The organism is Actinomycetota bacterium, assembly GCA_030650795.1.
In the GTDB taxonomy this organism is placed as follows: Bacteria; Actinomycetota; Actinomycetes; order S36-B12; family S36-B12; genus UBA11398.
The window spans coordinates 1-12702 of record JAUSDJ010000014.1; the positions used below are offsets into that span (position 1 = coordinate 1).

At 55.7% G+C, this 12702-nt stretch carries 14 protein-coding genes and 1 tRNA gene; 7 read left to right on the forward strand and 8 right to left on the reverse strand.

Going from position 1 to position 12702, the window contains the following annotated elements; all coding sequences use genetic code 11:
- Window positions 1-337: 337 nt before the first annotated feature.
- Genes Q7L55_03695 through Q7L55_03710 form a run of 4 tightly spaced genes read right to left on the reverse strand, consistent with a single transcriptional unit; the run spans window position 338 to window position 3553 of the window.
- Complete coding sequence (locus tag Q7L55_03695; GenBank protein MDO8731662.1) at window positions 338-769, reverse strand: OB-fold domain-containing protein; 432 nt, start codon at window positions 767-769, stop codon at window positions 338-340.
- 8 nt (window positions 770-777) lie between these two features.
- Complete coding sequence (locus Q7L55_03700) at window positions 778-1968, reverse strand: thiolase (protein MDO8731663.1); 1191 nt, start codon at window positions 1966-1968, stop codon at window positions 778-780.
- A gap of 47 nt (window positions 1969-2015) precedes the next feature.
- Window positions 2016-2789, reverse strand: coding sequence for an SDR family oxidoreductase (locus Q7L55_03705; GenBank protein MDO8731664.1), 774 nt, complete (start codon window positions 2787-2789; stop codon window positions 2016-2018).
- Between the two features lie 11 nt (window positions 2790-2800).
- Complete coding sequence (locus tag Q7L55_03710; protein MDO8731665.1) at window positions 2801-3553, reverse strand: SDR family oxidoreductase; 753 nt, start codon at window positions 3551-3553, stop codon at window positions 2801-2803.
- Between the two features lie 322 nt (window positions 3554-3875).
- Here Q7L55_03710 and Q7L55_03715 point away from each other — a divergent pair, with 322 nt between their 5' ends.
- The 5 genes from Q7L55_03715 (at window position 3876) to Q7L55_03735 (ending at window position 8723) form a co-directional block, all read left to right on the forward strand.
- Window positions 3876-5093 (forward strand): thiolase, encoded by a 1218-nt coding sequence (locus Q7L55_03715; GenBank protein ID MDO8731666.1) that lies wholly within the window; start codon window positions 3876-3878, stop codon window positions 5091-5093.
- A complete protein-coding gene (locus Q7L55_03720; GenBank protein ID MDO8731667.1) occupies window positions 5093-5536 on the forward strand; it encodes a Zn-ribbon domain-containing OB-fold protein in 444 nt (147 codons plus the stop codon). The genes Q7L55_03715 and Q7L55_03720 overlap by 1 nt, the downstream gene beginning before the upstream one ends.
- A 32-nt stretch (window positions 5537-5568) precedes the next feature.
- Window positions 5569-6687, forward strand: a complete 1119-nt coding sequence (locus Q7L55_03725) for an amidohydrolase family protein (GenBank protein ID MDO8731668.1) — start codon at window positions 5569-5571, stop codon at window positions 6685-6687.
- A 102-nt stretch (window positions 6688-6789) separates the two neighbouring features.
- Entirely contained in the window at window positions 6790-7758 is a 969-nt protein-coding gene (locus Q7L55_03730; GenBank protein ID MDO8731669.1) for an SDR family NAD(P)-dependent oxidoreductase, read from the forward strand.
- 65 nt (window positions 7759-7823) lie between these two features.
- A complete protein-coding gene (locus Q7L55_03735) occupies window positions 7824-8723 on the forward strand; it encodes a TIGR03619 family F420-dependent LLM class oxidoreductase (protein ID MDO8731670.1) in 900 nt (299 codons plus the stop codon).
- A 242-nt stretch (window positions 8724-8965) separates the two neighbouring features.
- Here the strand turns inward: Q7L55_03735 and Q7L55_03740 are convergent, their stop codons facing one another.
- Window positions 8966-9145 (reverse strand): hypothetical protein, encoded by a 180-nt coding sequence (locus tag Q7L55_03740; GenBank protein MDO8731671.1) that lies wholly within the window; start codon window positions 9143-9145, stop codon window positions 8966-8968.
- 250 nt (window positions 9146-9395) lie between these two features.
- Between Q7L55_03740 and Q7L55_03745 the strand changes: the two genes are divergently transcribed.
- The gene (locus Q7L55_03745) at window positions 9396-10568 is read left to right on the forward strand and encodes an amidohydrolase family protein (protein ID MDO8731672.1); all 1173 of its coding nucleotides are present in this window, start codon (window positions 9396-9398) and stop codon (window positions 10566-10568) included.
- Here the strand turns inward: Q7L55_03745 and Q7L55_03750 are convergent.
- Both Q7L55_03750 and Q7L55_03755 read right to left on the reverse strand, forming a co-directional pair.
- Complete coding sequence (locus tag Q7L55_03750) at window positions 10495-10905, reverse strand: hypothetical protein (protein ID MDO8731673.1); 411 nt, start codon at window positions 10903-10905, stop codon at window positions 10495-10497. The two genes, Q7L55_03745 and Q7L55_03750, sit on opposite strands and share 74 nt — an antisense overlap.
- A gap of 289 nt (window positions 10906-11194) precedes the next feature.
- Window positions 11195-11265: transfer RNA gene (locus tag Q7L55_03755), tRNA-Gly, on the reverse strand.
- Between the two features lie 248 nt (window positions 11266-11513).
- Here Q7L55_03755 and Q7L55_03760 point away from each other — a divergent pair.
- Entirely contained in the window at window positions 11514-12413 is a 900-nt protein-coding gene (locus tag Q7L55_03760) for a S1C family serine protease (GenBank protein MDO8731674.1), read from the forward strand.
- Window positions 12414-12468: 55 nt separating this feature from the next.
- Here the strand turns inward: Q7L55_03760 and Q7L55_03765 are convergent.
- A partial coding sequence (locus Q7L55_03765) for a hypothetical protein (GenBank protein MDO8731675.1) occupies window positions 12469-12702 on the reverse strand: 234 nt, incomplete at its 5' end.

Below are 12702 nucleotides of genomic sequence, written 5' to 3' on the forward strand. Positions count from 1 at the left end.
ACGCTGCGCGGCATCCGCTCAGCAAGATCCGCGGGCAGACGATCAGCAAAGAGATTCGCCGGCTCAACGAAGTGCGAGTCTCCGGAGTTGGCCCAGATCTTTCCCATGTTGTACCTCCCTGTGTCGGCGGGACCATTCCTCGCCGCGGTGAACGTAGGCTCGCACATATAGATATACGGCGTACAGGGACCTAAGTCCCGACTTGAAATTTCCCATCTGTATCTGCGCCGCGCGCGCCCTGCGTGGCGAACCCATCGATGTCCTGCACCTTGAGACCGCAATCGTTCAGTGCCTTGCGAGTCGCCTTCACCGTCATCTCCAGTCCAGTCTTCCTTGGCTAGGCCTTCCTCACTCGCGGCAGGGTGGCCTTGGAGTACTTCTGGTAGATGACTTCAACTGGCATGCCCACGCTTAACTGTTCTTTGCTTGCGTCAATGCAGTTGGTCACCAAGCGCACGCCAGGAGCGTCGGGAAATTCCACCAGCACGACGTTGTAGGGCACGTAATCGGCCAATGCGTCGTTCAAAGCGAGAGTGACGATCTCCCAGCTGTAGATCGTGCCCTTGCCTTCGACCGTGTGCCACTCAGCTTCGAACGAGGAGCACTTTGGGCACATTGGCCCCGGAGGATGACGGAAGGTCTTGCATTGCGCGCAACGCTGGAACGCGAGTTCGCCACGGGCAATGCGATCCCAATACTCGCGGGAGTATTGGTCTGGAAATATCGCAACGACGGACTCGGGCAGGTAGTGCTCTTGGGAAATCGTCATGGCTGCTCCTAGTTGTGAAGAATGATGGCACTGGTCGGCAGGATTCCGGGGCCTGAGGTCACCAGTGCAACTTCGGCGTCCTTGACCTGGCTTGAAGCGGTGCCGCGCAACTGACGCACGGCTTCGATGGTGTGAGTAAGCCCTAGGAGGTACACCTCTGAGAGATTGCCGCCGTGCGTGTTGACCGGCAATCGACCCGTGTCGAATCGCAATCCACCATCTTCAACGAATGCGCCGCCTTCTCCTGGCTTGCAGAAGCCGTACTCCTCGAGTTGCATGATGACCAGCGGAGTGAAGTGGTCGTACATCTCCGCGACGTCGATGTCCTGCGGTCCAACCCCAGCCATCGCGTAAACGCGATCAGCAACTGGCTTGTGACCTGACCAATGGAAAATGTCATCAGGCATCTGCAAGTAGAAGATGCCTTGGCCAAACGGCCCTGGCCCACCCATGGCTGCGCCACCGACATACACCGGCTTCGCCTTGAGGTCCTTGGCTCGTTCAGCTGAGGTGACAATCACTGCAGTGCCGCCATCGGTCTCCAAGCAGTAGTCAAGGAGGTGCAGTGGGTCCGCGATCATGCGCGAGTTCTGATGATCCTCAATTGTGATGGGCATCTGATGGATCGCGTTGGGATTGCGACTTGCATGGAAGCGCGTACTGACAGCAACCGCACCAAATTGCTCGGAGGTCGTTCCGAACTTGTGCATGTGCTGACGAGCCATCAGAGCAAAGGATTGCCCAGGAGAGGTGAGTCCAAAGTTGTGGTAGAAATCCCAGTCGGCTGCACCTGCTCCTACTCGTCCGGTGCGGGGTTCAGCACCCATCCGGCCGATGCGCCGTCCGGTATCGCCGCCCGACTTCAGTGCCTTGGTGCAGAGAATCACTTCCGCGTAGCCAGCCTGAATAGCCGCCACGGCGTTTGCGATCGTGCCTTGGGACCCCCCGCCGCCGCCGCTCATGATGGTTGAGTACCGCAGTTCCTTGATTCCGAGTGCAGTGGCTAGTAATCCAGCATCAAAACCGCTGGCGTAGAACGAGAATCCGTCGATGTCCTGAGGCGTCAGTCCACTGTCATCAAGGGCAACCATTGTTGCCTTCAACATGAGCTCGAGCTCTGTTTGATCGCCCGACTGCCCGCGCTTATAGAAGTCGGTATGCCCGACTCCAACGATCGCTCCGATGTCCTTAATCGTCACGGATTACCTTCCTGCTTGTCGTTTTCGCTGCTACCTGTCTGTGTGACTCACCGCGTGGTGGCGATGCCGCCGTCAACGGGCAGGATTGCACCCGTGATGTAGCTTCCAGCCGGACTCGCCAAGAACACGACGGTTCCTCCAGCGTGCTCGCCGAGACCCGTACGGCGCTGCGGCGAACTCAGGGGATTGCGCAACTTGCTTGGGATTCGGCTTGCAATGAGTCCCAATTCCTGCGACTTCTCTGTCTCGAACGGCCCGAGTGCCAGTGCATTGACATTGACGTGTACAGGTGCGAATTCAAGGGCCAGACCTCTGGTCAGATGGTTCAGCGCCGCCTTGCTAGAGCTGTACGCCCAACTGGGCAGGCCATCGATGATGAGTCCCGATATCGAGCTGATGTTGATGATGCTCGTCTTTGCGTCATGTGTCGCCTCTGCGCTTAGGAGCGGGAGGAACGCGCGTGACATGAGGAACGGTGCCTTGACATTGGCGGCGAAGGTCATATCCCAAGCAGCCATATCGATCTCGGGCATCGGAGCTGTTGCACTGGCTGCGGCATTGTTGACGAGCAAGTGAACGCCTGAGACTGAGTTGCCGACCTCGTCGGCCATTCGCGCGCATTCAGCAGCATCTGTGATCGAACCGACGAGAGTTCGCACGTCGCCATGCTTGAGCAGGTCTGCAACCGCCGAGTCAGCATCGGACTGCGAACGAGATCCGATGTACACCGTGGCGCCCTCGCGCAGAAGCTCTCGGGCGATGTTCTTGCCCACTCCCCGCGCAGCGCCGGTGACAACAGTGACCTTTCCTGCCAAGACCAAGGCGAACTCCTTCAGCTGGGTCCACCTGATACCGAGAAAGTTTGTCCAGTGATATACGCGCCCTTCTCGGAGAGCAGGTAGCAGGTCATCTCGGCGATCTCGTCGGAAGTGCCCGCTCGGCCCATCGGAATGCCGGCTCGCATCTGCTTCTGGGTCTCCTCATCAACCGTGGCAACTCGGGGGGTTTCCGTGAAGCCAGGCGAGACGCCGTTGATGCGCACGGTGGGTGCCAAGGCCAGGCTGGCCCGTGCAGTGAAGGCATTGAGTGCTGCCTTCGTTGTGCCATAGGCGAGGGAATTGGAGCTGGGCCGCTCTGCGGAGTTTGAGGAGATATTGATGATCCCGCCTGAGCCCTTGGCGAGCATGTCGTCCTTTACCAGCCAGGTGAGATGGAAGGCAGCATCGAGGTTGGCTGCGAACATTGCCTTCCAGGTCCGGAACGTGAGTTCGTGCGGGTCCTGGATCTTCGTGTACGCGGCATTGTTCACCAGCAGGTCAATCGAACCGAGCTGCGCCTTCACATCTGCAACAAGCTGCTCGCGCGCCTGTTCATTGGTGATATCTGCGCGAAAGAGCTTCGCCTGCCCGCCTGATGCATTGATGCGATCGCAGGTCTCCTGAGCCAGCACGGCGTCGCTTCTGAAGTTGATGGCCACACTCGCGCCACGTGCCGCAAGCATTTCCGAGATCGCTCCACCAATGCCCTTGCCGCCGCCAGTCACCAGTGCGACCTTGCCTGCGAACTCCGTTGAGTCAGTACCCATGAGTGATAGTCACGCTCCTCAATGTCGATCCGATGCCCCACTCGCAGCCCGGCGTTGCGCGCCCTACCTGGCCGAGCCCTCGGGACTATACGCCGTATACGACTCGGTGGGACGTGAATTCAGCGACTATCGACGGCCCCGACAATGGAAGCCAGAGACTGGCCTGAGCTCGGGATAGGAATCTTGGAAAGCCCCCTATACGGCGTAGATCGCGCGCTACGGTGACGGGCAACACAAGCAATGAGCAGCCGAGCAACACCAAGCCAGTCTTGAGAGCTCGTCTCGACTGCGCTTGTAACCGGAGAGGGGTTTGCGCGTGACGATGAAGGACAAGGCCGCAATAGTCGGAATTGGACAGACGGAGCGCTATCGGCGTGGTGCGTCACTGCCCAAATCGATGATGGACATGGCCATCGAGGCGACGTTGAAGGCGCTGGATGATGCCGGTCTCACCGTGAACGATCTCGATGGCTTCGCGTTCTACGGCGGTGCGCCAGCAGATCCCGGATCGATGGCCTACTTGTTGGGCGTTCCCCATGTGAAGTTCGCTGCCACACTCACCGCCGGTGGCAGTGGTGCCGCTGGTTCAGTTGGCATGGCTGCAGCTGTGATAAATGCAGGACTCGCAAATGTGTGTGTGAGCCTGTTTGTGCTCCAGCAGGTGCCGACCGGCCGTTTCGGTGGCTCTTCTGAAGGACCTCGGCGTCTACCGAGCGCAGGAGGTGGCGGCGCCTATGGCGGCTCAACCAATGTCTCGCCTGAAGCGGCCTTTGTGTCACCAGCCTCGATCATGTCGCCGGGGCACAACTTCTCCATGCTCACTCAGCGCCACATGTATCAGTACGGAACCAAGCGCGAGCATTTTGCCGAGGTGTGCATCTCGCAGCGCAACAACGCGATGAAGCGGCCGCAATCGGTTCGTCAGACTCCATTGACGCTTGAGGACTACTTCGCGGCTCGCATGATCTCGGATCCACTGTGTCTGTTCGACTACACAATGGAAGATGACGGTGCCATTGCAGTGATCACAACTTCTGTGGATCGCGCGCGCGATCTGCCGCACCCTCCAGTGCTTATCTCCGGTAGCGGTATTGGCGGCACGGGTAATAACGCACACCTCTTGGGCAACTTCCAGATGCCTGACCTCAGCTTTGCCTCCGCTGGTGCGCGTGATGTTGCCAAGCAGATGTACGCGATGGCTGAAGTTGGTCCGCAGGATGTAGACGTCGCATTGCTGTATGACCACTTCTCACCGATGGTGTTGATGCAGCTCGAGGACTTCCAGTTCTGCCCAGTCGGAGAGAGCGGGCCGTTCGTGGCCGAGGGCAACATCCGATACGGCACAGGGTCGATCCCGGTGAACACCCACGGTGGCAATCTTTCGGACTTCTACTGTCCGGGTATGACGCATATCGTCGAAGGTGTCGAGCAAATCCGAGGCACGGCTATCAATCAGGTCGAAGGCGCAGAGATTGCACTCGTTACCGGTGGTCCTTCGTCCATTCCAATGACCGGCACTATCTTGAAGAAGGATCGCTGATGTCCACTCCTGCCATTCCGTTCAAGTACATGCCCTCGCCCTTGTTCACGGATCCCTATGCGGATGCTTGGACCGTGCCGTTCTGGGAAGCGACGATGCGCGAACAGCTCACTGCACCAAAGTGCACGAACTGCGGCAAGTTTCGCCTACCGCCCTCGCGCTGGTGTGCGCAATGCCATATGCAGGATCTTGAGTATGTGGATCTTCCGGGCACTGGCACCTTGTACAGCTTCATCATCGTGCGGCATGCGCTGACGCCTGATCAGAAGGATTACGTGCCGTACATCCCTGCTGTTGTTGATGCAGATGGCGCGCCAGGATGTCGGTTCGTGTCGAATATCGTCGATGTTGAGCCGGAGGACGTGAAGGTTGGTATGCCAGTGAAGGTGGTGTGGAATCGCGTCAGCGAAACCCTCACCCTTCCGTTCTGGACTGCTGCGTAGTTGATCTGCCGAACACTTACGAAGGAGTAGCAATGAAGATCTGGGCCAACTCGGGCGACTCGCATTACATGGAGCCTGCAGACCTGTACGGCAACGGACTTCCTGCCGCACTAGCAGAGCGAATGCCGCGGTCAGTGAAGACCGAGGATGGCTCGTCAGAGACGATCTATGTCGATGGCAAGAGCTTCACTCGCGACATGCCGAAGATCTCAACCATCGTGGGCAAAGGCGGCCAAACCCTGATTCAAGCCCTCGAAGCCCCAGGCTCCAAGGACATCAACATCCGTCAGGCCGACCTCGATCAAGAGGGCATCTGGGCTGAGCTCATCTATCCATCCGTCGGGCTATGGAACGCGATGATCACTGATCCAGTGCTCGCCCGCGAGGCAGTGAAGGTTGCCAACGATTGGGCAGTTGATGTGCAGAGCAAGAGCGTGCGCCATGTGATGCCCGCACAGATCTCTCCCCTTGACGTCAAGGACGCCGTGGACGAGGTGTTACGAGTTGCCGGGATGGGAATCAAGGCCATCAACCTGCCTTGTTCCACTCCCAAGGACATCCCTGATTTCAACCGTCCTTACTGGGATCCGCTTTGGGACGTCATGCACGAGACCGAAATGGTCATCGCCGTTCATACGGGCGCAGGAGGTGAGGATCCCGTGGCCTTCCACGGGCCCGGCGCCGGCACCGTGAATTACCTCTGGGCTTCCTACAGTGGCATGACCTTCGCCGCATTGATGGCGGCCTCCGGAATACTCGACAAGCGCCCGGGTCTGAAGCTCATCATCTCCGAGGCCGGCGCGACTTGGGTGCCCTTTGTCGGTGATCGTCTCAACGAGGCCTACCGCCAGCACAGCGACTTCATTCGGGACAACCTCACGCGCACACCCAAGGAAGTGCTCTACGACCAGGTGTATGCAAGCTTCCAGCATGATGAGACTGCAGTACAGGCGCTCACAGCGATGGGCTACAACAACGTGATGTGGGGGAGTGACTACCCGCATATCGAAGGCACCTTCGGTCACACGCAGAAGACTCTGCACGAGCTCTTCGACGATGAGCCGGAGTCAGTTCGTCGCCGCATAACTCAGGGTGCATTCCTGGAGTGCTTCCCGCATGTGGGCAGCAGTCCTTTGGAAGGCCTCCAATAGATCCAGGCGCATCCCTACGCTGGGTCAGCCCCGAACTTCCGGGACTGACCCAGTTTTTTCGCTCTCGCATTTCAGTTTTCGACCGTCCGAAAGGCAGCCAAAATGTCCTCATCCTTTTCGGCAGAATCAACCACAGACGAGGTTTTAGAGGGAGTCAATCTCACAGGCAAGCGCTTCTTGGTCACAGGAGTGTCTGCGGGCCTCGGAGTCGAAACAGCTCGCACTCTGTTGGCGCATGGCGCCTCGGTCGTTGGTACTGCCCGAGATCTGGCCAAGGCCGAGCGCGCCCTGGAAACTGTTCGCGAGGCTGTGCAGCCTGGCGCCTCACTTGAGGTGGTTGAGGTTGATCTTGCATCCCTGTCCAGCGTCCGCCGCGGTGCCGATGCGCTGCTCGCCAAGGGCGAAATGTTTGACGTGGTGATCGCAAATGCTGGAGTGATGGCCTGCCCGCCTGGCACGACAGAGGATGGTTTCGAAACCCAGTTCGGCACCAATCACCTCGGTCACTTCGTGTTCGTCAATCGAATCGTGCCCTTGATCAAATCACCTGGACGCGTTGTGCTGCTTTCATCCGCGGGTCACCTACGTTCGGATGTCAACCTTGGTGATCCTGGCTTTGCCAACACTGAGTACGAGGCTTTCCTTGCATATGGCCGCTCAAAGACTGCCAACGTGCTCTATGGCGTAGCACTCGACAGCAGACTGCGCGAGCAGGGCATTCGTGCAACGGCATTGCACCCTGGTGGCATCTCAACGGAACTCGGACGCCACCTCACTCCAGAGACCCTTGCAGCCATGCGAGCATTGGCCGCACCGACCACCGGATCGCAGGCACCACGACCTCAGCGCAAGAGCGTTCCACAAGGCGCAGCCACAACAGTGTGGGCTGCATGCGTGGCATCGCCGGAAGAGATCGGCGCGCAATTCTTGGAGGACTGCAATGTCGCCACAGTCAACGACAGTGACACGAACGGTGGCGTGAAGAGTTACGCGCTTGATTTGGCGCATGCCGATGATCTGTGGACCTTGAGTGAGCAAATGGTCGACGAGACCTTCGCCTTCAATCGATAAGCAAGGGGTGACATGCCTCAGCTTTCGACCGTGTGCACGGTCGCCCTCGGCTAACGTGCCTACTCATGCGCATTGGGATCTCCCGACCACCAACACCGCCCTACCCAGCGCCGGATGTCGATGCAGCAGTAGTAGCGAGGCGCGCCGAGGCGCTCGGTTTCGAGTCGATCTTCTACGGCGAGCACCCGATTCGGCCAGTCGATCAGCCCGGTGTAAGCGTGCATGCAGATGGAGTGCCGTTCTTCCAGGACACTCTCGTGGCGCTGGCACGCATCTCTGCTGTCACGACAACTCTGAAGTTCGGCGGTGGAGTATTCCTGATTCCGGAGCACAATCCGGTGCAGTTCGCCAAGGAATTGGCAAGCCTCGATTTTTATAGCGGCGGCAGGCTGCTCATCGGGGCCGGCATCGGCTGGAGCCAGGTCGAATGCGAATTACTCGGAGGGCATTGGGACCGCCGCTGGCGGCAGACGCGCGAAACCGTCGAGATCATGAAGCTCCTCTGGACGCAGGAGACAACGACTTATGACGGCGAGATCTACACCATCCCGCCAGTGCAGTTGTATCCGAAGCCGGCGAGCCGCCAAGGGCCGCCGGTGCTGCTGGGAGTGCGACCAAGCGAGCGAGGATTCGCCCGCATCGTCGACTACGCCGACGGCTGGTTGCCGGCGCTGGTCAGCGACGATGATCTGGTCAACGGTCCCGAGATCATCACACATGGGCGGCGGCGGCTCACCCAACTGTGCGTCGACGCCGGGCGTGACCCGGCCGAATTGCAGATCAGCGTGATCGTCCGCGGGCCGCAGGTGGACGGCGACCTCGGTCCGGCGCGCATCGTCAACCGTTCCATGGTGACCGAACTGGCCGACGCTGGGGCCGATCGGATACTAATATCACTGCCGACCATCACCAACGAGCAGGACGCCGAGAAGGAGTTGAATCTCATCGCCGCGGCCGTGCTCTGATGCCACGGGCCTCCATCACGTGACACTGCTCAAGTCGTCGGCGACGGCAGGTCAACACGCGATAGGCGAAGTCGTCTCGAATGCAGGCAAGCACCAAACAAACGCGAGGCAGGCGTTGCTGGGGACAGGAATCAGTTTTGCGATAGCGAGAGGGTTCGACTGGGGATCCGCGAACTGATCGCAGCACCCCACAGATGCGAAATCTCCTTGCAGCACAAGGGGATTTCTCGGTGGGCCGCGCCTCAACCCCGGTCGTAGACCCGGAGCGCCGGCAGGATGTAGCGCAGAAGTGAGGCTCGCACGAACTCGTCATCGTTGGCACTCAGCCATCCGCCCATATCGGTGACAACCCCGAACGTAAGCGTGAAATTCATCGGAACGTCGCGAGCGAGATTGGCTTCAGGGAAGCTGCCGTCATGCATCCCGCGTTCGATTGAACTCGAAAGCGGCGGCGAGCAAGGCCTTGCGCTCGCCCTGAGGATCAAGCGCCGGGGCGGTGCCGGGGCCTCGGGCAGTGGCCGCTGCCTTTGGCGTCTGGCCTCCACCTGTTATCTATGCCGAATCACCTATACAGTGCATAGGAGATGTCCTGGCAGCCTAGGTATGTCAGGGCTTCCTAACTGAAAAGCCAGATTTCAGTCTTAATTCTGCCAGCCCCAAGGAGCACTCAATATGGAAACCGAAGTTGGAAAGATCTGGGCGAACTCCGGCGACTCGCACATCAACGAGCCACCGACGCTGTTCGACTCCCTGCCGCCAAACCTCCGTGAACTCATGCCGCGCAGCGTCAAGGATCCCGATGGCGCTTTCGAGACTATCTACCTCGATGGCCAGGAGTTCCGCCGTGCATTGCCGCAGGCAGCACCGGGCGAGCAGGGTGGCCGTCCGCCTCGCATGACCGCCATGCCGAAAGACACTGACACCCAAGAAGCGATGATGCGTATGTTCGGTGGCAACGACGCCGAGCATCGTTTGAAGGATGCCGACAATGAAGGCGTGTGGGCGGAAGTCATCTTCCCCTCGCTCGGCATCTGGGCATCAAACATTCGCACCCCCGAGCTTGCCAAGCGTGGAGCACGACTCATGAACGAGTTCGCACTCGACTTCCAGAATCAGTCAGAGCGATTCGTGTGCACCGCTGCAATCCCGATGCTGGACATCAAGGATTCAGTTGCGGAAATCAAGCGTTCGGCAGCTGATGGCTTCCTTGCTGGCTTCCTCCCAGTACTTCCTCCCCGGGGTCGCCCGGATTGGCACCACGAAGAGTGGGATCCAATGTGGGATGCCTTCGCAGACACCGGAATGCGCATTGCCTTTCACATCGGCACCGAGCCTCTTGAGCCAACTGAGCGCACGGGCGTGTACTTCCGTGGACGCGGTGGCGCAGTGCTCAACTACGTAGAGACCACCTATGGCGGCCAGAAGGCCGTTACCAAGCTCATCGCCAGTGGTGTGCTTGACCAGCGTCGTGAGCTCAAGGTGCTGGTTTCCGAAGGCGGCGCGACGTGGGGGCCATTCCTCGCTGACCGCATGACCGAGGCCTACCGCCAGCATTCCGCTGGTGTTCGTCCGGTGCTGAACCGCGAACCAGCAGAAATTCTCTTCGAGCAGGTGTATGCCTCATTCCAGCATGACTCCTCGGCAATCCTGGCCTGCTCGGCCATGGGTTGGCAGAACGTCATGTGGGGTTCGGACTACCCGCACTTCGAGGGCACCTTCGGTCACACCCAAGAGACCTTGCACGGACTCTTCGATGGCGTGGACGAGGCAGTCAGTCACCGCATTCGCATCGGCGCTTTCCAGGAGCTCTTCCCATCAGTGCCATTGCCAGCGTTCGCTGTCTAAGGACAATCTGATCCGATTTGAGGGTCGGCAATTTTCTAAATAATTCGATTCCGAGACTACTGGAAAGCTTATAGTTGCCATCGCCCCTGGTAATAGATTCTTCGTATTGAGTAAGTGTCTTGTCGCCAATTGTGACTGTACGCCATGTTTTTAATTTAGCTTGAGACAAAGTGGAGTGACTTGCTTCGTAATCCCAGAGCTCTCTTTGTAATTTATCAATTTCTTTCTGTCTTTTTATGGTTTCACCTTCAAGCTTAGTCTTACCCAACTCCAATTTGCGAAGCTGGCTTTTCATCCGAAGGAGCTGCTGTTTATTGTTTGCAATGCTCATTTGCATATCTAACTCCTTACTTTTTAAGGTGCGTATATTATATACTACAATATTGGCTCCATGTCAAATTAAATTTTGAATACTTAGAAAATTACCCATTGTACATTCGGAGTTTCTGTCGTCAAAGACAATTTTTGCAATCTAGGTTCGGACCTCCTGAAAATCTAGGTAAGACCTGAAGAATCCTCACTTTTGACAACTTTCCCCGTAAATCAAAAACACAAAGGTTCGAACCTCTTAAAAACAAGATGATAATTGGGTTACTTGAGAATTTTTAGAAAAAATTCTCCTTAGGAGCGGGTAGCGGGAGTCGAACCCGCCTTATCAGTTTGGAAAACTGATGTATTACCGATATACGATACCCGCAATTGGAATCAGATATTTAAATCATTTTATCATAAAACGCTTATTTTTCAACTCAAAAATTTATCACTATTGACCCTCTTTAAAAAACGCCCTATCATTAATTCAGTTCCAAGACAGATTGGTATCTCAATCCTTCAGAAAGGAAAGGGCAAATGACTCTATTCACTCGGAACAGAGGCACGCCGACTCTATCCCTAGAAGCGAAGTCCCGTACCGAGCTATGCTCTGGTGCGTGGGGTAGAATTTGCGTGCCTCTGTTTTTGTTTATTTTTGTTCTTTCACAAATAATTACTGCCCCACTCTTCGCTCAAGATCTGAAAAATAGAACTGAAGAAATGTATCCCTTCGGTACGGTCATCATTTCATCAGAATCACTTCCGGATAAGGTTTACAAATCCCAAAAAAATAAAATTTTGGTCTCGGTCCTATTTCTTGAAAAAGGAACTAGAAATGTCCTTGTCAATTCTGTTGGTTCAGGATTCGTAACTGAAACTTTAGGCATTATTATCACAACAAGACATCTATTTGATGGACCTTTGGTTGACATGGAAAAGATGAAAAACGAGAAAATCAAGTTTAATCCTAAGTTTGATTTTGAATACATGTTTATAGGCACCATCATCACAGACATAGAATGGATAAGATTCCCTCTCTCCTTAGCGGCAATCGGAGAAAAAGGGACATTCAAAGACATGATGGCATTAAGAGCAGATTCTCAGACCATGGAAAGAGCTCGGGTAGCTGGAGACGCTTTTAGTCCTAATCCCTACAGTCTATTAATGAAGACTTCTAAGTTTGCCGATGCAGATATCGGAGAGAAGGTTTACATAAGCGGATTTGCTCCTGGTACAGGCGAATATTTTGATAAAAATAATAAGTCAATTCCTTTTTATGTAGATCTCATTAACCATACCTTTCCCGCAGAAGTAGAAGTATCCCTTCCTGAAATGCCCGGAAATAAAACGGGGGTTAAAATTATATATAGATTGCGCAATGGAGGTGAACCGGGATTTTCCGGAGGCAAGGTGATAAACAGTCAAGGAGAAGTAATTGGAATGACCATAGCATCATCAGCTTCAAGAAATTTCATCTATGCTATTTCAGCCAAAGATATCAAAGATTTTCTTAAGGACAATAAACTTAAGTAAAAACCCCTTAAACTGGGGTTTTTGATTTAAATAAAAAAGTCGAGTTTTCACTCGACTATGACTCGATAGCCTCAGCTATCTCGTCTTTGACATTCCAAAAGGATTTGTAGCCTTTATTGATAGCCTCAAGTTGGACATCTTTATTGAAATTGCTGAAATGAAATTCGGGAATTTCTTCAGATTCAACTACGATAAACTTTATCTTTCTTTTTCCGGAAGCGGACAACCCTACACTCCTCAGGAGATTAATCGCACTCATTTCATCCAGTGTGTTTCTGGAACCAGGTTC